The 18,157-nt window shown below is 33.2% G+C and carries 21 protein-coding genes; all 21 read left to right on the top strand.

Translation table 11 applies throughout. The annotated features are described in order from the left end of the window. Positions 1-22 precede the first annotated feature (22 nt). The gene (locus A37Q_RS0109940; RefSeq protein ID WP_018300122.1) at positions 23-388 is read left to right on the top strand and encodes a hypothetical protein; all 366 of its coding nucleotides are present in this window, start codon (positions 23-25) and stop codon (positions 386-388) included. A 161-nt stretch (positions 389-549) separates the two neighbouring features. Continuing rightward, positions 550-1,575 carry an HK97 family phage prohead protease gene (locus tag A37Q_RS15920; RefSeq protein WP_018300121.1) on the top strand — a complete coding sequence of 342 codons (1,026 nt, stop codon included), beginning with the start codon at positions 550-552 and terminating at the stop codon, positions 1,573-1,575. A 1-nt stretch (position 1,576) separates the two neighbouring features. Next, on the top strand, positions 1,577-2,788 hold the full coding sequence (locus A37Q_RS0109930; RefSeq protein ID WP_018300120.1) for a phage major capsid protein: 1,212 nt from the start codon (positions 1,577-1,579) through the stop codon (positions 2,786-2,788). A 27-nt stretch (positions 2,789-2,815) separates the two neighbouring features. After that, positions 2,816-3,154, top strand: coding sequence for a hypothetical protein (locus A37Q_RS0109925; protein WP_018300119.1), 339 nt, complete (start codon positions 2,816-2,818; stop codon positions 3,152-3,154). 9 nt (positions 3,155-3,163) lie between these two features. Beyond that, the gene (locus A37Q_RS0109920; RefSeq protein WP_018300118.1) at positions 3,164-3,415 is read left to right on the top strand and encodes a hypothetical protein; all 252 of its coding nucleotides are present in this window, start codon (positions 3,164-3,166) and stop codon (positions 3,413-3,415) included. Next, positions 3,412-3,897, top strand: coding sequence for a hypothetical protein (locus A37Q_RS0109915; protein WP_018300117.1), 486 nt, complete (start codon positions 3,412-3,414; stop codon positions 3,895-3,897). The genes A37Q_RS0109920 and A37Q_RS0109915 overlap by 4 nt, the downstream gene beginning before the upstream one ends. A gap of 8 nt (positions 3,898-3,905) precedes the next feature. Next, on the top strand, positions 3,906-4,520 hold the full coding sequence (locus A37Q_RS15915) for a head-tail connector protein (RefSeq protein WP_018300116.1): 615 nt from the start codon (positions 3,906-3,908) through the stop codon (positions 4,518-4,520). Beyond that, positions 4,517-4,915 (top strand): phage head closure protein, encoded by a 399-nt coding sequence (locus A37Q_RS15200; RefSeq protein WP_018300115.1) that lies wholly within the window; start codon positions 4,517-4,519, stop codon positions 4,913-4,915. The genes A37Q_RS15915 and A37Q_RS15200 overlap by 4 nt, the downstream gene beginning before the upstream one ends. After that, positions 4,912-5,379: a hypothetical protein gene (locus A37Q_RS0109900; RefSeq protein WP_018300114.1), complete on the top strand. Its 468-nt coding sequence runs from the start codon at positions 4,912-4,914 to the stop codon at positions 5,377-5,379. The genes A37Q_RS15200 and A37Q_RS0109900 overlap by 4 nt, the downstream gene beginning before the upstream one ends. After that, positions 5,376-6,479, top strand: a complete 1,104-nt coding sequence (locus tag A37Q_RS0109895; RefSeq protein WP_018300113.1) for a hypothetical protein — start codon at positions 5,376-5,378, stop codon at positions 6,477-6,479. The genes A37Q_RS0109900 and A37Q_RS0109895 overlap by 4 nt, the downstream gene beginning before the upstream one ends. A gap of 13 nt (positions 6,480-6,492) precedes the next feature. Then, the gene (locus A37Q_RS0109890; protein ID WP_018300112.1) at positions 6,493-8,052 is read left to right on the top strand and encodes a hypothetical protein; all 1,560 of its coding nucleotides are present in this window, start codon (positions 6,493-6,495) and stop codon (positions 8,050-8,052) included. A gap of 10 nt (positions 8,053-8,062) precedes the next feature. Next, positions 8,063-8,452 (top strand): hypothetical protein, encoded by a 390-nt coding sequence (locus A37Q_RS0109885; protein WP_018300111.1) that lies wholly within the window; start codon positions 8,063-8,065, stop codon positions 8,450-8,452. 5 nt (positions 8,453-8,457) lie between these two features. Beyond that, a complete protein-coding gene (locus tag A37Q_RS0109880) occupies positions 8,458-8,937 on the top strand; it encodes a hypothetical protein (RefSeq protein WP_018300110.1) in 480 nt (159 codons plus the stop codon). Between the two features lie 169 nt (positions 8,938-9,106). Next, complete coding sequence (locus A37Q_RS0109870) at positions 9,107-11,053, top strand: phage tail tape measure protein (protein WP_018300108.1); 1,947 nt, start codon at positions 9,107-9,109, stop codon at positions 11,051-11,053. After that, positions 11,050-12,273, top strand: coding sequence for a DNA circularization N-terminal domain-containing protein (locus tag A37Q_RS0109865; RefSeq protein ID WP_018300107.1), 1,224 nt, complete (start codon positions 11,050-11,052; stop codon positions 12,271-12,273). The genes A37Q_RS0109870 and A37Q_RS0109865 overlap by 4 nt, the downstream gene beginning before the upstream one ends. After that, a complete protein-coding gene (locus A37Q_RS0109860) occupies positions 12,270-13,403 on the top strand; it encodes a phage baseplate assembly protein (protein ID WP_018300106.1) in 1,134 nt (377 codons plus the stop codon). Before A37Q_RS0109865 ends, A37Q_RS0109860 begins: the two co-directional genes overlap by 4 nt. Further along, the gene (locus A37Q_RS0109855) at positions 13,381-14,103 is read left to right on the top strand and encodes a hypothetical protein (RefSeq protein ID WP_018300105.1); all 723 of its coding nucleotides are present in this window, start codon (positions 13,381-13,383) and stop codon (positions 14,101-14,103) included. The genes A37Q_RS0109860 and A37Q_RS0109855 overlap by 23 nt, the downstream gene beginning before the upstream one ends. A gap of 7 nt (positions 14,104-14,110) precedes the next feature. Next, positions 14,111-14,563 carry a phage GP46 family protein gene (locus A37Q_RS0109850; RefSeq protein WP_018300104.1) on the top strand — a complete coding sequence of 151 codons (453 nt, stop codon included), beginning with the start codon at positions 14,111-14,113 and terminating at the stop codon, positions 14,561-14,563. Between the two features lie 28 nt (positions 14,564-14,591). Then, positions 14,592-15,863 carry a baseplate J/gp47 family protein gene (locus tag A37Q_RS0109845; RefSeq protein WP_169710297.1) on the top strand — a complete coding sequence of 424 codons (1,272 nt, stop codon included), beginning with the start codon at positions 14,592-14,594 and terminating at the stop codon, positions 15,861-15,863. A gap of 7 nt (positions 15,864-15,870) precedes the next feature. Then, positions 15,871-16,461 carry a DUF2313 domain-containing protein gene (locus A37Q_RS0109840; protein WP_018300102.1) on the top strand — a complete coding sequence of 197 codons (591 nt, stop codon included), beginning with the start codon at positions 15,871-15,873 and terminating at the stop codon, positions 16,459-16,461. Between the two features lie 12 nt (positions 16,462-16,473). Continuing rightward, positions 16,474-18,147, top strand: a complete 1,674-nt coding sequence (locus tag A37Q_RS0109835) for a phage baseplate protein (RefSeq protein ID WP_018300101.1) — start codon at positions 16,474-16,476, stop codon at positions 18,145-18,147. Positions 18,148-18,157: the final 10 nt, after the last annotated feature.

Genomic DNA, 18,157 nt, shown 5'->3' with positions numbered 1-18,157 from the left:
ATATCAACAAAATGGGGATTTTATGATGATTAAAAAAATACTGTTAGGATTAGCATTTTTAACTCCAGTTTTATCGTTAGCGGCAGATAATCAAAATGTGATGTCTTATCCTTATGTCCATATTCAAAATACGACTGATTATGGAGTTGATGGAACTGTGCATTATGCTAGCTTTATGTGTTCAAATGATAGTTTTCATATAAAAGCACACTCATCTTGGACTGCCAGTTCTCGTGGTGTTTGTCTTGTAACAAAAATAAATGCTGAAAACACTAATACAGATAAGTCTGGAACAGCATATGAAAGTTCAGGAACAAGCTACAGTCAGTTTGTTGTTTATGATAATAATGGAGTCCCTTCTGTTACAAGAAAAACTGACCTTGAATAGTTGAAAACTCTAATTTCTTTCAATTAAAAATTGTATCATTCTCACTTATTTCAATAAAAAATCATTCTATATATCCAACATACTAATTAGTATGTTGGGGTTCTTGATGTAGTTGTATATCGTGATAGATTTTATATTAATAATGCTACATTTATGCCAGTATGCTATATATTACAAAAAACTGCTCTTTCAAACTTGAAACTAAAAGCGATGATCAATACTATCATATCAAAGGTTATTCATCTACATATGGTAATGCTGATAGAGATGGTGACGTTATTAATAAAGGGGCATTCGATGAATCTTTATGCTCTGAAAAACCAATAGCTTTATGGCAACATGATCAGTCTCAGCCAATTGGTATAGCTAATGTTGTAAGTGACAATAAAGGACTTAACACTGAACTGCTATTGCCAAAAAATGATCAGTTTGTAAATTCAAGAGTTATTCCACAACTTGAAATAGGTGCGGTCAAAAGCTTTTCTATTGGGATGTCTATTCCAAAATCAGGAATATCTTATAAAAATAGATTGAGATACATTGAAAAAGCATTTTTAAGAGAAGTTTCTTTAGTCAGCATCCCTGCAAATCCAAAAGCTATTATTGAAAGTATAAAGTCAGTGGATCCATATAAAAGTCTTCCATTAGCAGATGACGATACTTCGTGGGATTCTTCACAAGCAGTTAAATCAATAAGGCACTATACAAATTCAAAAGAATCACCCAGCGCTGATTATAAAAGAGCATTTATGTGGCTTGACCCAGAGAATGATGATAATTTCACATCTTATAAAATGCCGTTTGCAACAGTAGTTGATGGTGAATTAAAAGCCGTTCCAAGGGCTTTAAGCGCAATAGTCGGTGTCCTGAACGGTGCTAGAGGGGGAGTTTCAGATATCAGCGAAAGTGATATTTCAAAGATTAAATCTGTAGTATCTAGTTATTACGAAAAAATGGGCAAAGATGATCCTTTTAAATTGGATAAGCAATTTACAATTGAAGAAGTTAAGAAAGTAAAAAGTAAACGCGATCTTGAATATATCTTGAGGGAGTCAGGAATGTTTTCTAAATCTGCGAGTTTATATTTAGCATCACTAACTAATTTATCTCAGAGTGAATCTGAAGACAATTATCAGGTGAAGCTATTCAATGAATTAAATAAATTAAGTAAACAATTAAGGGCATAAAATGAGTTCAGAGCAATTTGATTTAGAAAAAGCACTTCATGATATCAGAGATATTAATGATAAGTTGAAAGACAGAAACTTTGCCACTGTAGACGATAAAGTAAATCTAGAAAAAAAATATGATGCTTTATCTAAAAAACTTGAGGAACAAGAAGAGGCAAATCAAAAGCTTACCTTGGAGGTAAAGAAAAGTGAGCAATTAAAAGATGAGTTAACGGGGCAAGTAAATCTTTTAGAAAAGCAGATTTGTAGAATTGGATCTGGAAATTCAGAGTACAGGCAAAAATCAGATAGCATTAAAGCTCTAGAAAGTTACGTTGCATACGGTGAAATGAATGACGTTGTAAAATCATATCTTAGAACAGATAACAATGTCCAAGGTGGGTTTTTAATGAAACCAGAAGATGTTGATAATATGATTATCAAGCCAATTACGGAAACAAGCCCAATTAGGCAGCTTGCAAGAATGAGGAAAGTAAACACCCTCAAAGCTGCTACAGTTACCCGAGATATATTGTTGACTGCATATTGGACAGGTGAAGGTGAAAATAGAACATCAAGCAATAGCCAGTATGGGAAAAAAGAAATCTCTGTTAATTCAATGACAGGAAAGGTTGAAGTCACTAATGAAGCTTTGCTTGATTCAATGTTTGATATTGAAAATGAAATCATGAGCGACATGAACGAATATTTTGCTCAAGCAGAAGGATCAGCCTTTGTCAATGGAGATGGAGTTAAAAAGCCACTTGGTTTTATGTCAACATCAGCTGGTCTTACAAGATTTAACTCTGGAAGTGCTGCTACTTTTGATTTTGATGCACTTATTAAACTTGCTGGGCAACTTAAAACTGGTTACAACCCGATTTATGGTATGAACAGACAAGTTGCCGCATTTGTAAGAACCTTAAAAGATGGTAACGGTCAGTATGTGTGGCAAATGGGTAACATGGCTGCTGGTGTTCCAAATTCAATTAATGGATATGCATATGTTGAACTACCTGATATGTCAGCAACTATTGGGGCAAATTCTGAAAATGTCATTTTTGCAGATTTCTCCAAAATGTATGAAGTAGTTGATGCATTTCAAGCAATTGTTACTCGTAATCCATATATTTTGCAAGATGAGGGTAAAACGGTCACATATGTCCAGAGATTCGTTGGTGGCGGTGTTCTGTTGAAAGAAGCTGGTGTAGTGCTTAAGTGCGCAGTATAAAATATAAAATATTGAGGAAAAATAATTATGGCTAATCAAGATTTTGCAAGTTTAATTAAAGCAGAGGAATTGACGCTAGATACAACTATTGTCGATATGCAGGGAGCTAATGCATTAACATTTGTCTTTAACCATGCAAATAATAGTGTTGTAACCGTAACTGATGGTGATGAATCAAACCTGTCAGACGGTGCAACTGTTGATGCAAAATGGCTAATAGGCGATACAACATTTACAGCAGCTGGAGTAGGCGTTATTGGATATGTCGGTAAAAAAAGGTATATCAAAATCAATATGACAAATCCAGTTGCTAATACATCAACGTATGGAATTAAATCATCTCTTTATGAGCAGCCGGCATCTTAGGTTGATACTATGTATAGTATTAAAAAAGATTTCAGCTTTCTTAATAGGGATGATGGCAAGATAGTTCAATATTTTCATGGTTCTAAAGAGCATGATTTAAAAGACTTGGACAATTTGTTGATCAAAAAACTGATTGATACTGGATTCATATTTAAAATTGATAAAAAAGTAAAACATGATGATGAATCTGATAATAAAAAATCAGGCAGTAGTTCTAAATTAAATTCTTCCATAAAATCTAAAAAAGGCAGTGAAAAATGACCAATAATAATGCTGGGGTAGATATAACATATAACTCACCATCACCGTTTTTATTTTGCGCCAATGCTGATGACTATTTATCTAGTTCGTTTGGTAATATTAAAATAACGTATGGTATGAACTGTGATGATATCGACACCAGCCTTATATTCAAAGGAGTCATGAGTAAAAAAATAATTTATAATATCTGTGATCAATCTGATTATGAAGAAGCTAAAAAAAGAGTTAACCTCGGGTGGAAAATTTCATATTTTTTAACAATAGATCAGCTTATAGAAATGAAGATATTATCTCCATGGATGAAAGATAATGAGTTGATAAAAAAACATGAATATTTACATGAAGCCATTAACAGCAATGCGAAAATATTTTGTGATTGCTGGACAAATAAAACAATATTTGAACTTGAAGAATTTCTTAAAAACAGAAAAAAAGAAGATACTAAAATAAAAAAACACAAATCAAATAAAAGTGACGGTTAGAGGTAGAAATGTCTAGGGCATATACTTATAAGGCGATCACAACACCAACAGAATTACCTATATCTTTAGCAGATTTAAAACTTTATCTAAGAATTGATGATAACGTTGAGGATGCACTGCTAACGTTGATGATTAAATCTGTCACAAAATATATTGAAAACTATATCAATAGAATTTTAATTAGCACACAGTATGAAACTTACAGAGATAATTTTTTATCGTGTTATAACGAATATTGGGAGTTGAAAAGATCAATTCTTAATACTGTAGATAGCATTAAATATATTAACACAAACAATGTAGAAACAAATGTTGATCCAAGCATTTATTATAATACTTTAGAGAGAGACTATAGTAAAATTTTACTCGTAAACAATAAAACTTTCCCAAGTGATTTATCAAGAAGATTACAAGCTATTACTATTACTTTCACAGTTGGTTTTGGAGAAGATAGCGCATCAATACCAGATGATATAAAAAATGTATTTTATCAATTAATTGCAATGCTATATGAGAATAGAGGGGATTGCTTTAATTCATCACAAATAAATTGCGCATGTGGTCAGTATTTAAATGCTACATCAAAATCAATACTAGATCACTATAGGGTATTGAATATATGAGTTCATGCAAAAAAATAATTATTCAAAAAAGGAAAGTATGCATTGGCGATTTAAATAAATATATTGGCCTTTACACGAGGTCTCTAACAAGCCCCCTTAACCCATCATACTCATCAGTAGATTATGATTTGAATTTTACCTTAATAAGAAATGTGTGGGCAGCAATTGAAAATGTTAAAGGGATAATGTCTTTAGATGGTGTGACGGATGAAGAAATACCTACGCATAACATTTATATCAGGTATAGGAATGACATTACGAGTGAAAACTGGATAATTTTTAACAATAAGAATTACAAGATAATTAGAGTTGAGAATCTTGAAGAAAATAACATTTTTTTATGTCTTGTTTGTATTGAAACTGGGTCAACTAGCAAAGGAGCAAGCAAATCATGATAAACATAAAAATGAATTTAGGAGATTTAAAAGAGTTTAATCGTCTTGAAAAAATCAACAATATGACTAAAAAGGGCATTGCTTCAGCTTTTCATGCTCTAGGAAAAGATTTAAAAGAAGAAAGCATAAAGTTGATGGAGACAACAGAAAGAGATGTATCAAAGGCATATCTTGTTAAAATTAATGGCATATGGGTAAAACATCACCCATCAAGAGCAAATCATCCAGCAGCAATAATGACTGGAAAACTTAAAAAGACTGTAAATTATAACGTCAATGGTTCAGACACATTAACTTTTGGTGCAGGAGATAAGAAAAAAATTAACTATGCAAGACCTCTTGAATTAGGAAATCCAAAAAATAATTTAGCACCACGACCATATCTAAAACCTTCAATAAAAAATAATGAGGGAAATGCTTATACTCATCTCAAGACACAGATATTAAAGGAGCTAAATAAGTGAAAACGGCTCCAATCGTCAATGTATTGTCACAACAGCTACCATTTTATAGTGACAAATTTTCAGACAAAAAAAATATTACAAGCATTGTGGCAACTGGAGGAATAGCTACCTCTACAACATCGGAAGACCATGGCTTACAAAACGGAGAGTATGTTGTAATAACAGATGCAATTATTAGAGTTGATGTAGCGTCTATTTCAGTCGTTAATGGGGTTGCAACATGTAGAACCAGCATTGATCACGGAATGATTGAAAATTTTAATTTTAAAACACAAAAAAAAGAAAATATATGTTATTTAACAGGGTTTAGTGAAGCCGGATTAAATGGAGAGTTTGAGCTAATACAAGTTCCAAACAGATTCGTATTTACATTCAAGACAAGTCTATCAGACGGGGTTTATACTCCAGATGGATATGTTTTAAATTATTCATCAAATGAACTTAATGGAACTAAGGTAGTAACGGTTACAAGCTCTACTACGTTTACATACGCAATAGAATCATCTTTAACGACAACAACGGAAGATGCATTTATGCATGCAGGGTTGCGAGTATCAAGAGCATACGATATTGATAGAGCAGAAGAATCATATACAAAACTTACAAATGGTTTATATGAATATAGTAAGTTTTGGCTCTTTGTTATACATGGCAATACAACTTCAAGTAAAAATAGAAATGTCCTAAGTGATGCTGTAACAACGCATACTCAATCAACAGAGTATAGATTAAGAACGATTGAAGATTTTGATATTGTTATTTTTGCTCCATCGTCAAATGACATATCTGGAGCGGTAATAAGAGATCAGTTGGAAGATGTTAAGTTGGCTTTATTTAAGTCATTACTTCGCTTAAAGCCAATAAAACAATATGATTCGTCAAATACATTTTTATTAGATTTTATAAGTGACCTAAATATTAAATATGATAGATCCCATATTGTGCATGGCTATAAGTTTTTTGCTCAATTTGACGTAACATTCAGTGACACGCATATAGTTACACAGTTGGGGCCATTTCGTAACATTGATATGTCAATTAAAATAGGCGATATAGAAATGAACAATGATATCAATTTAGACGTTAATCCAGATTTCTAAGGAGAAAAATTAAATGTCGATAGTATCAAAGCCAGATGTCACATTCAACATAGTTTCAGCTGCTCAGGCGGTAGAGAATGCACCTCAAAAAGTATTATTTATTGGACAATTAAACGGTGGTAGTGCTACGGCTGGAAATCTTGTTGAAGATATTGGCACAAACTCAGAAGAGAACACATTGTTCGGTCAAAGATCGATGTTGGCAACTATGATTAGAGAGTTTAGAAAAATAAATTCAAAATCAAGAGTTGATGCTATACCTTTAGCAGATCCAACTGGAGGAGGCGCTGCAGCAGCAACAGCTACTATAACTTTAACCGGATCATCTACAGAAGCAGCAAATTATAAAATTGCTATTCAGTCAGAAACGCTGCATACATTTACCGTTGGAGTAAGCAATGGGCAATCAAATACCGCAGTTTTAACAAATTTGCAAACAGCAATCAATGCAGATGATTCTATTCTTTGTACTGCAAGCGTTGCAAGCAATGTTTTAACATTAACTGCTACACATACTGGCACAGATGGTAATGATATAAAAATAAGGTTAATTAATGGTGTGGCTGGAATTACCACTGCATTAGTTGGTTTTACAGGTGGAGTCGGTGATGTCACAATTCCAGATTTACCAACCACATTAGGTTCAACAAGATACCAAACTGTCGTGTACCCATCTGTTTATACACTAAGCACAATAGCCACTTACTTAAATAATAATTTTAATTTGTCAAATGCTATAAGGGACGGAGTTGCAATTGTAAGCGCGTCAAATGATACAACAGCCAATGCTATTTCGGCAATAAGCACAATAAATTCTCAGTCAATGGTTTATATATCTGATAAGAAAAAAAATGAGAGCGACCTAAAAGGTGGCGCTTTATTAGAATATAACCCTGTCATTAGTTCTATTTTTTCAGCAGTCAGGAGCCTTAGATTGACAGATGGCGCAGATATTGCTTCATATCTTGTCGGTGGTAATGTAACAAATACATTTGGCGGAACATTTAGAGCAGCAACGCCGTATCACGAAACACCATTGTCGAATCTTCCAGTAATCGTTAAAAATTATGGTTGGTCATCATCAGAGCAAGATGCTTTGAATGAAGGTGGTGTTTCTTTAATGGGTAATAATTCAGCACTTAATAGAATAGTCTGTGGGGATATTGTAACAACTTACCTTACAAATGGAGCAGGATCACCTGATACAACTTTTAAATATTTAAACTACGTAGATACTGCATCAGCTATAAGAGAGTATTTCTTTAACAATAATAAAGAGCAATACGCTCAAACTGTCCTAACAACTGGAGATATTGTGCCAGGAATAAGAATGGCAAACGCAGAGTCAATAAAATCATTTCAATACGGGCTGTTTGACACGTTATCTGGAAGAGGATATGGATTGATTCAGGCTGGTTCACAAGCATTTAAGTTTTTTAAGCAGAATTTAGATGTTCAAGTAAATGAATCAACAGGAACGGCAACTTTAAGCATGATAACGCCAATCGTTAGCCAACTAAGAGCTATGAATGGAACCATGCAAATTGGGTTTGATATTAATACAAATACATAGAGGTGTATAAATGAGTCAAGTAGCAGTAGTAGCGCCAAGTCTCATCATTAATGGTGAAGTTGTATCAATTGTGCCTAATTCTCTTAGTGTTAAATATGGAACAGGGGAGAGAAAAGTAAAAACTCAATCACAAGGCGGAAAGCAAGTAGAAACAGTGATAATGCAGGATGTTGAATCAGCTTTCGGCACTATTAAATTTAAAATATACAACACAGAAGCAAATGTCAGTCAGGTAAGAACTATTATTGATAATTTAAATAATAACCTTGTTCAGTTTGTCAGCTCTGAAGGAATTTCTGGAACAATGCAAAGATCAATAGTTACAAATGATCCAGAATTTGGTTTTGGGTCAGACCAAGAAACTGAAATAGAAATGTCTGGAAATCAAATAGCAGGTTAACACTTATGAGCATAATAGAAACAAATAGTTTTGAGTTTAAACTTAAAAACAAAATTGAATATTCATTAAATGGAACTCAAGCGTTCGCGGATACTTTATACTTGCATGAGCCAAAGACTATTAATTATACAAATATGATGAAGCTAAGATCACATTTAACGAAAGCATTCTATTCTGAAGTGATGCCAATGATAAATAAGTTATCAGATAAGAAAACAAGTGAAGTTATTTTAGATGATGATAGTAAGTATGAGCAAGAGAAAAATATTGTATCTATGATTATAGATAATCTTGGCGATGATTATGAAAAATACATCAATGAGTTTAAATCATTAATGTGCAAATCTGGTATCTGCTATCTTAACAAAGAACACAATATTAACATTAAGGATGGTTGGGTTAAGTCAATATTATTTGATGATTTGGAAAATATGGCAATTGAATATAGTGCAAAATATATTTTCCCAAAGCGACTATTGGGCTAGAACATTTTGATGACATGGTTTGTGAAATAATTAAATACTATGAGGGAGGTATAACTCATACAGACATTAAGAGTATGACTTTATCATCAATGCTTAAGTATTATCGTTTTGCTATTAAAAAATCAAAACAAGAAGAGCAAGAAATAAAAAAAGCAAGTAGAGGTTAAATGTGTCTAAATTCAACATTTCATACAACATTATTGCAATAGACAGATTTAGCAACGTTGCAAATAGAATAAAAAAACAAGCAGAGTCTATCAAAAGATCAGTCAGTGGTGTATCTGCAAATATATCTAAATCAAACGCTTCATTAATTAAAAGTTTTGAAAATACAAAGTCAAAAATTGGAAAGCCTATTAATGCACCTAGAATAAATTTCAACCCAGCAAGAAATAGCATTAATAATTTTAGCAGATGGGCATCGAATTATGCTTTCAAAGGGTTCATTAACTCAATGAATGTAATAATGCCTTTAATGATGATATTTGCAAAACCATTTAAAGATATGATGTCACAGCAACAAGCTATGTCTTCTATGAAAATCAATGGTGTTAATGCATCAGCAATGAAATCTCAAGCAGAAAAACTATCAAAATCAACAGCATTTTCAGCCACAACTACTATGTCATCTCAAGCGATGCTTGCATCTAAAGGTGCGACAACTGCTACAATACAGAAACTTATTCCAGCAATTCAAAATATTGCAGCAGCTAATCATGAAAGCTTAAAGCAAGCAACTAGTGATGTTATGAAGGCTATTTTTAATACTGGAAAGACAAGTTCAGTTGGAAAACTAACAATAACTGGATCAACGCAAGCAGAAAGAATTAATCAAATAACAAAAAAAGTACGTGATACAATTGGTAGTGCAGCAAAAGATCAAGCATCTACACCAACTGGTAAAATAAAAGTTGCATTAAACTCTCTTAGTGAATCTCTCACTAAAGTATTACAAGCAGCAACACCTGTTTTTAGTATTTTAGCAAGCGGGATGAAAAAGTTATCATTAGTCATAGATAACTTAGTGACAAAGCATAAGACATTCGTGAAAATCTTGATTGGAGTTACTGCTGCAGTTGTTGCATTGGTTGCAGCGCAAGTGGTATTCGGTGCTATAGCTGTTGGAGCATCAGTTGCTATGAATGCTTTAAACATTAAGTTAATTGCGAATAAAGTAATAACTAGTGCTTCTAGGGCAGCAACAATAGCATGGACTGTCGCTATGTCTATTGCAAAGGCAGCAATGATAGCTTTTAAGATAGTAACCATTAATACTGCTGATATACAGGCTTTATGGGCAAAAAGAGCAGCAATTTCAACTGCGGTTACCAAAGCATGGACAGCATCAGTGTTAGTAGCTAAAAGTGTTACAAGAGGATTATCTTTTGTTTTTAATTCATTAAGGTATAGTTTGGTAGCAGATATTGTAAAAGTAATTGCCATGAAAACTGCATTTATTGCAGCAAGAACAGCAATGATAGCATGGAAAGCAATTGTAATGGCTGCAAGAATTGCAACTTTGGCATGGACAGCTGTTATCTGGGCATTTAATACTGCACTGTATGCAAACCCAATTGGGGTAGTGATTTTACTTATTGTAGCGTTAATTGCAGTAGTGATTGCTGTTATTTCGCATTGGAAAACAGTTAAGAAAGTATTTTTTGAGGTTTGCAATTCAATCCATAACTTTATTCATACATACATAGTAAAACCATTAAAAGATGTCATTACATTTATAGTAGGTAAAGTGCTTGGAACAGTTGCCAAACTCTTGCATTACTTGTCTTATGTGCCAGGCATGGGTTTTGTTGACAAATACTCTAAGGAGCTAAATAAATATGTTTCTGCTATGGATAAAACTGCAAAAAAACGAAAAGAATTGTTTAAGAGCGGATCGTCATTAAATCTTAAAGATTTTAGTTCATCTTTGACAGCAAATATTATTCCAAAGCAATTGAAAAGCGGTCAAATTTCTAACTCAAATATGAACATTAACCATAATCACAATGTTGTTAATGTCCATACTCCTGATGGAAAAACAAAAACCATTAATTCCGATAATGGTGGTACTGTTGATCTCTCAAAAGGTCTTTCAACTATGGGGTATGCGTATTGAGTATTTTAGACGGGTTGCTTCAGGGGAAGTATAATGGTGTAGATTTTTTATTTGTTGAGTCAAGTAGGCAAGATGGTAAAAAGCTTGCCGTTCATGAATATCCTCAGAGGAATACGAGGACAGTAACAGAGCTTGGCAATTTGATGCCAATATACAGCCTTGAAGTTTGGACAACAGGTGATGAGCAAACCTATTTTGAAAGAAGACTAAATTTAATCAAAGCATTTAAAAAGGAAGGTTTAGCAACATTTGTTCATCCGATTGATGGAACAATGAAGGCGACAGCTAAAGATTTTACTGTTAACGAAGAAATGTCTTCTTCTGGAGTAGCTAAATTTTCTGTTACCATCATTCCAAACACTGAGCCTGATTATCCTAAATCAGTATCATCTGGAAAATCAAATACTCAGCAAGTGTTTAATGATACAACAGAAAAGATAAATAAATCATTTTCCAGAAAATGGAATAGTACTATAAAATTTCAGAATTCAATTAATAAATACACAAACTACATTAATCAATATACAAATAGTTTAAGAGAAGCTCTATCACTCATTTCTGTTACTGCAAGTGCACTAGCGCCATTTTTTAATGCTCTAGAAAACTTAGAAAATGAAATTGTTGAAAATATACTTAATCCATCGAAACTAGCAAATTCTATTTTAAGTAATTATAGCAACGTGCTTAATTTATCTGCTGTTACTGTAGGTAAAAGCACCCTTAATAAAAACTTTTTTAATTATTCCACTTCTGGAGAAACTGCAGTTAACACCCCTTCAAGAGTCGCAGCAGAAAGCAACAGAAAATCAATTGATACATACATTAACTCACTATCACTAGTTAATGAATTTCTAAATACAACCAATACTAATTATACGAATGAAGATGATATTAGGAAGCAATCTGACTCTCTCAACGAGCAGTATAATAACCTAGTCATCAATAATTTTTCACTTGACCAAAGCGGTAATAGAAATCAACTTTTCGATCAAGATACGGTTGACAGTATAACATTCATGAGAGATCAAGTTAGCGCATATCTTGAAGCACAGCTGACTAATGCAAAGAGAATAGAAACAATTAGAGTCAGCAGAAACTCATTGCTTCCTCTTGTTTATCAATATTACGGAAGTTTAGATTTATATGACACAATTTCAGAGCTTAACAAGGTAGGAAATCCTAGTGATATAACTGGCAATATTAAGATTTTAGTATCATGAGTGATAATATTAAACTTTACATAAATGGACAAGGTTATGTTGGATTTACCAATATAAATGTGAAAAAAACTTTTTTGGATTTATGTGGAACCTATAGTGCAAGTGTGCCCATAACAAAAGTACATGAAAATTATCCTATAAAACTTGGCGATAAATGTCGAGTTGAAGTTAATGATTCTGCATTTTTAACTGGATATGTTGAAAAAATATCAATAAATCAAGATTCTTCAACTGCGATGATAAACATATCAGGCAGAGATAAAACATGTGACCTTGTTGATACTACAATAGACCAATCAATCATATCCCAATTTAACGGGGTCATTTATTTTGATGATTTGTGCAAAAAAATTATCAATAAAATCAAAGCTCCTATTGATGTGGTTTTAGAAGGAGATCTTGCGCCATTTTTCGAACAAAATGAATATATAACACCACAAATTGGAGAAAGTGTTTACAATTTTCTTGAAAGGTATGCAAAAAGCAAATATATCTTTTTAAATACAACGGGAGAAGGAAAATTAAACATTGCTAGTGCCGCTAATTTTCAAACTATTGACAACAAACTTCTTCTCGTTTTAAACGGAGATAACAACAACATCTTAAAAAGCAATGCCACATACGATTATTCAAAAATATTTTATCAATACATATGCCATGCTCAGCAACAAAAACAAAGCGTATTTAGTCAGATAAAAAATGAACTTGGTTTTAAAGAGCAAATTGTTGGCGTTATTGGATCATCTATAGATAGTAGCGTTAGAGAATCTAGAGTTTTAAATTTTGTTTCTGATTCGTCTATTAATAGAGTTGGCGCTGAAAAAAGAGCAATATGGCAACAAAATTACAATAGGACAGAGTATTTTTGTTATACGTGCACAGTTCAGGGTTACACATATAATGGAAGTGATATTTGGTCACCAAATATAAAAGTTCATGTTCAAGATAGTTACGCAGGTATTGATGCTGTTTTGCTCATAAGCGAAGTTGAGTTTATTCTATCTTTAAATGACGGCGTAATAACTAATCTTAAACTAGTATATCCTGATGCTTTCCAGTTGTTAGCACAGCGTAATGCACAAGAAAAAAAATCACAAGAGGTTGGAAATGCTTTCGGTTCTGATCAATAAGTTAAGGCAAATTGTAAAAAATAGCATTTTGATTGGAGATCAAAAAGACAATGACGTATTTTATTCAGCATCGATACAGTCGTTTAATAATTTAACAGTATCACAAATTTACTACCCATACGGTTATTACGCTGTTGCTCCTAAAAATTCACAAGGAGTTACATTTAGCATTTTAAGCCAAGAGGATAATCAAGTAACTTTTCCATATGACGCATTCACAAGATTTTCTGGATTGCAAGCTGGAGAAATTATGCTCGGGCATCAAATAAAAAGAAGTTATCTTAAATTCACAAATGACGCAAATATAGAACTAAAAACGCCAACAGGGAATATGTTGTTAAATGTAGACTCTGGAACAGCAACAATCAATGTAAACTCATCAATATCTGTTACCACACAATCAACAGTTAATGTTAATTCTACTGGGAAAATAACAATTCAGTCGGATGGAGATATAGAACTTAATTCTAATGGGGCAACGCTAATTCTTAGCAGTTCTTCTTTAGTAAGTAGTGTTCCAATTTCAGCTCCATCATTTACAGGTTCAGGAGGTGGGGCTGCAGTGATGACGGCAGGGATAAATATGTCTAGTCAAAATATTACTAATGCTGGTGATATTACTGCTGGAGGGGTTAATTTAACAACACATAAACACACTGATTCTGAAGGCGGTGATACGTCTGGTCCACAAAATGTATAGGTGAAGTATGTCAGAAGCAATTGACGTTAAATTAAATTATGAAAATGGTTATTATGATATATCAATTGGAAGCGATGGCGACTTAAGTAAGGTAAGTGGACTTGATACTTCTCTTATTGTTTCATTGTTTGCTAATAAAAGAGCAAGCGATAGTGAAGTCCCAACAAAACAATATCAAGAGGGATGGTGGGGAAATTTATTTAGTGATGATGATTTTGAAATTGGCTCAAAAGTGTGGATAGCATTAAATTCATCGATAGAGCAATCAACTATTAGTCAAATCAGAAAATATGTAGATGATTGTTATCAATGGCTTATTGATGATGGTTATGCTGATAGTATTTCAGTTAGTGTTAGCTCAAGAGATTCCTCAATTGTTGGGGTTGTTATAAAATTCTCTAAAAGCAATATAATAACTGAAAGAGTATATGAAATATTAAATAACACTCCTGATGTCTAGGCCAAATCTTTCTGAAATAATAACAAGAATGCAAACAGATGTTTCTGAAGAGTTATCAGGGTCTAATCCAACCATAAAAAATTCATTTTTGAGCGCGATAATAAAGAGTTTAGCTGGAAGATATAATGAGTTTTATGGTCAACTTGATCTTTTAGAGCAAAGATTACTTTTGCTTAACTCTGAGGATGATTTTTTGGATGCTTGGGGCTCTGTTTTTAGAATAACAAGAAATTCCGCAACAAATGCTACTGGTAATATTATAATATCTGGAGATGTTGGAACAAACATCCCTGCCTCAACTGAATTTCAATCTAGTGAAGGAAATCAATATACCTCAACATCATCGGTTAATATTACAGCTTACAATCAGGTAGGTGTTTTAAATGTAACAGGTCTAACAGTGACAGTTACATTGTCATCTCATGGATTAGCCAGCGGTATGCAGGTTCAGGTTGTTAACGCATCAAACCCTGCGCTTGGTGGAACTTTTACCATTACTGTAATAGATGCAAATAGCTTTATCTACACTATTACTGACTCAATAGGTGATGGTAATAAAGGGAATGCCAATATTGTTGCAAACTTTGCAACTGTTAGTGTCAAGTCTAGTGGTTTTGGCTTGGAATATAATTTGGTAAGCGGCTCAATATTGACTCTTACAAATGCAATTTCTGGATTAGATAATAATGCATACACATCGCTCGGTGGAATATCTGGAGGTGCTGATGTTGAAAGTGATGAAAGTTACAGATCAAGAATATTATTTAGAGTTAGAAACCCCATATCTGATACCAGCATTTCTGGATTAGAAAATATTTTATATGCTATTAATGGAATTACTAGAGTATGGGTATTACCAATAACTCCTGCAATTGGGCAATGTACAATATATTATGTTAGAGATGGTGAAGATGATATTTTTCCAAGCCCAACTGATATAACAAGTGTTAGAGCTAAAATACCAACACCAGCCTATATTCAAGAAACAGATATAATTGTTGATGCTCCAACTGAACAGAGTATTAATTTCACATTTGCTAGCATCTCACCTGATACTTTTAGCATGAGGAAAGCTATTGAAGATAGTTTAAAACAGTTTTTTGAAGAGTCTATTGATATTGGGGCAAAACTATCTCCAGTTAATACAATTACTGAAAACCAATATATAAAACCCATACTTAATGCAGTAGATAGTGAGACTGGATTGTCTTTGACTGATTTTACCTTAAATTCTCCATCAGGGAGTATTACTGTCGCCAATGCAAATTTGCCGACGCTTGGAACAATAACTTTCTTGTAGGTACACTATGTCAGCTAATATTGAAGATTTTAAAATCAACCAAGAAGACATAAGAACACAGAGTCTTGCTGACTTGTTTCCAACAGGGAAAGTATTTGATTGTGTGAATATTGAAAGATCAACTATGCGTAGTCTATTGAAAGGCTTATCACAAGAAGTTGGTAGATGCGAAGGTCAAATTTCAGCATTAGCACGTGATTATATACCAAATAATACTACAAGCTTCTTGGAAGAATGGGAAAAATTTGTTGGGATACCTGAAGGTTGTTTCGATTTAGAATTTACAGACTTAGAAAGAAGAATAAATATCTTAATTAAATTAGGGTATTTGAATTTACAGGTTGAGCAAGATTATCGTGATCTTGCTGATATATTAAATGTTGAAATCGTAAGCTTTGATAATTCTGTTTATGGAACGATAACCATAACAATAGTAGATCTTGTTCCCGATACTTTTGATTTGCTGTTTGACCCTGTCCTAAACCCAACATATGGAGCTTTTATTTTTGGTTCTAAAACTGACACACTTTACCAGTGTTTAATACAAACCTACAAACCAGCATTCATTAATGTTGTTTTTGTTGAACAGCAACAATAATAGGCATATAAAATGAAAAATGTACCAAATAAAAATATTGGAGATACATTAACATCGCAGGAGTATAATGAGGGGACCAATGAAGAGTTAAGAAACTTTATTGGTGAAACTGGTCAGTCGTTTAATGACTCTGATAGTAATCAATTAATACAGGCTATCAATATTATGTCATCAAATAGAATGACATTCAAAGAAACTGTTGGATCTACTGGGTCAGCATATGAAGTTACCTCTTTTTTAGCTGGCGTAGAACCTTTAAAGTTTCTACAGGCAGGGGCATATTTTCATGTCAAAATAACAAATGAAAACACTTCAACAACACCGACAATTTCATTTGATGGGTTTGCTGGAACATTTAATATAAAAAATAAAGATGGTTTAAATATAGCATCGGGGTTTTTTAAACCAAATGACATCATAACATTTATGTATGATGGGACGGATGTTTTAATAGCAAGCGATAATAAAAATGTTGATGAAAAAAGCGTAAACGAGGGTAACTTTTACACTGTATCAAACTTTTCAAGCAATGTTTATACTTTAGATTCTGTTATAGGAAATCCATCATCATATTACTCAGGTCTGGTAGTTAGATTTAGTGCTACCAATAAAAACACTGGAAATGTTAGTCTTAAAATAGGTGCTCTAGCCACCACTCAGTTGCTTGACTCTGATAATCAATTAGCAGAGGGTGATATCAATGAGAATGATTTAATAGAAGCCATTTATGCGAATGCTAAATTTAATATTGTTAAGAAGACTTCTCAACTGTTATTAGATTCTAATAATAAGCTAAATGCTAAAAATTTACAAAATGTATATAGGCCATTTTTTGACTTATCAAATATCATAGTAGTCAATAATCCGTCATCATCATATCAGTTAGAGGCTGCACATGATAAATCAATAATTGTCATACACCCTAATTCAACAAATCTTTTTACAATTAATTTACCCCCATTATCGTCGGTTATTGATACATACAGCGTAAAAATATTAAATATGAAAAAAGATGAAGAAATGGGAATAGAACCTCACGAGTTACATCCAACAGATCAATTTATGCGTGATGGTATCTTAACACCAAACTTTTCAACTATTGGTGCTCCAAATACTGTTGTTGATATATATAAGGGAGATCAGTATTTTGTTGTTGGTGGCGTTGGTTATGCAAGTAATGAGATAGGCGGTATATCTCGAAAGGCAACTCAAACAGAAGTAAATGATGGAGAAGATGATAATTCATTTGTCACCCCATATACTTTACACAATAAAAGTTCATTGTTATCAGCTAGTCAATATCATCCTATTGGAACTATTATTTTTAATGGAGATAGTCAATTTAACCCAACTGAATTACCAGGGGTTGGTAGTGGGTTAATTTGGACCCAGCTTCCAAATGATGTTGTTATAAGGCTGGTTAGTTCATCTGGTGATGTTGGAATTATAACACAGGGTTCACAAAGCATTGATGGTGGAAGTACAGATGGTCATGCAATAGATATTAATGAAATGCCTAGCCATACCCACACAATTAATCAAAGTGTCTCTGGATCGGGTGGTTCTGGGAGCGGTTTTGATTCTGGTTCTGGTGCGATAACTAATGCTACAGGTGGGGGACAGCCACACTCCCATAACGTAGATTTTAAACATATAAATTTAAGAGCATGGGTGCGAACAGCTTAGGAGCTTCTAT

Origin of the sequence: Fangia hongkongensis FSC776 = DSM 21703, assembly GCF_000379445.1 — a bacterium.
In the GTDB taxonomy this organism is placed as follows: domain Bacteria; phylum Pseudomonadota; class Gammaproteobacteria; order Francisellales; family Francisellaceae; genus Fangia; species Fangia hongkongensis.
Note: the sequence above shows the minus strand (reverse complement) of the source record. Positions and strands in the feature narration are given on the sequence as shown.

Bases quoted from the DNA above. Each gene is read 5' to 3' on its own strand.
- A37Q_RS0109940 (WP_018300122.1), top strand. From the start codon at position 23: ATGATGATTAAAAAAATACTGTTAGGATTAGCATTTTTAACTCCAGTT.
- A37Q_RS15920 (WP_018300121.1), top strand. From the start codon at position 550: ATGCTATATATTACAAAAAACTGCTCTTTCAAACTTGAAACTAAAAGC.
- A37Q_RS0109930 (WP_018300120.1), top strand. From the start codon at position 1,577: ATGAGTTCAGAGCAATTTGATTTAGAAAAAGCACTTCATGATATCAGA.
- A37Q_RS0109925 (WP_018300119.1), top strand. From the start codon at position 2,816: ATGGCTAATCAAGATTTTGCAAGTTTAATTAAAGCAGAGGAATTGACG.
- A37Q_RS0109920 (WP_018300118.1), top strand. From the start codon at position 3,164: ATGTATAGTATTAAAAAAGATTTCAGCTTTCTTAATAGGGATGATGGC.
- A37Q_RS0109915 (WP_018300117.1), top strand. From the start codon at position 3,412: ATGACCAATAATAATGCTGGGGTAGATATAACATATAACTCACCATCA.
- A37Q_RS15915 (WP_018300116.1), top strand. From the start codon at position 3,906: ATGTCTAGGGCATATACTTATAAGGCGATCACAACACCAACAGAATTA.
- A37Q_RS15200 (WP_018300115.1), top strand. From the start codon at position 4,517: ATGAGTTCATGCAAAAAAATAATTATTCAAAAAAGGAAAGTATGCATT.
- A37Q_RS0109900 (WP_018300114.1), top strand. From the start codon at position 4,912: ATGATAAACATAAAAATGAATTTAGGAGATTTAAAAGAGTTTAATCGT.
- A37Q_RS0109890 (WP_018300112.1), top strand. From the start codon at position 6,493: ATGTCGATAGTATCAAAGCCAGATGTCACATTCAACATAGTTTCAGCT.
- A37Q_RS0109885 (WP_018300111.1), top strand. From the start codon at position 8,063: ATGAGTCAAGTAGCAGTAGTAGCGCCAAGTCTCATCATTAATGGTGAA.
- A37Q_RS0109880 (WP_018300110.1), top strand. From the start codon at position 8,458: ATGAGCATAATAGAAACAAATAGTTTTGAGTTTAAACTTAAAAACAAA.
- A37Q_RS0109860 (WP_018300106.1), top strand. From the start codon at position 12,270: ATGAGTGATAATATTAAACTTTACATAAATGGACAAGGTTATGTTGGA.
- A37Q_RS0109855 (WP_018300105.1), top strand. From the start codon at position 13,381: ATGCTTTCGGTTCTGATCAATAAGTTAAGGCAAATTGTAAAAAATAGC.
- A37Q_RS0109850 (WP_018300104.1), top strand. From the start codon at position 14,111: ATGTCAGAAGCAATTGACGTTAAATTAAATTATGAAAATGGTTATTAT.
- A37Q_RS0109845 (WP_169710297.1), top strand. From the start codon at position 14,592: ATGCAAACAGATGTTTCTGAAGAGTTATCAGGGTCTAATCCAACCATA.
- A37Q_RS0109840 (WP_018300102.1), top strand. From the start codon at position 15,871: ATGTCAGCTAATATTGAAGATTTTAAAATCAACCAAGAAGACATAAGA.
- A37Q_RS0109835 (WP_018300101.1), top strand. From the start codon at position 16,474: ATGAAAAATGTACCAAATAAAAATATTGGAGATACATTAACATCGCAG.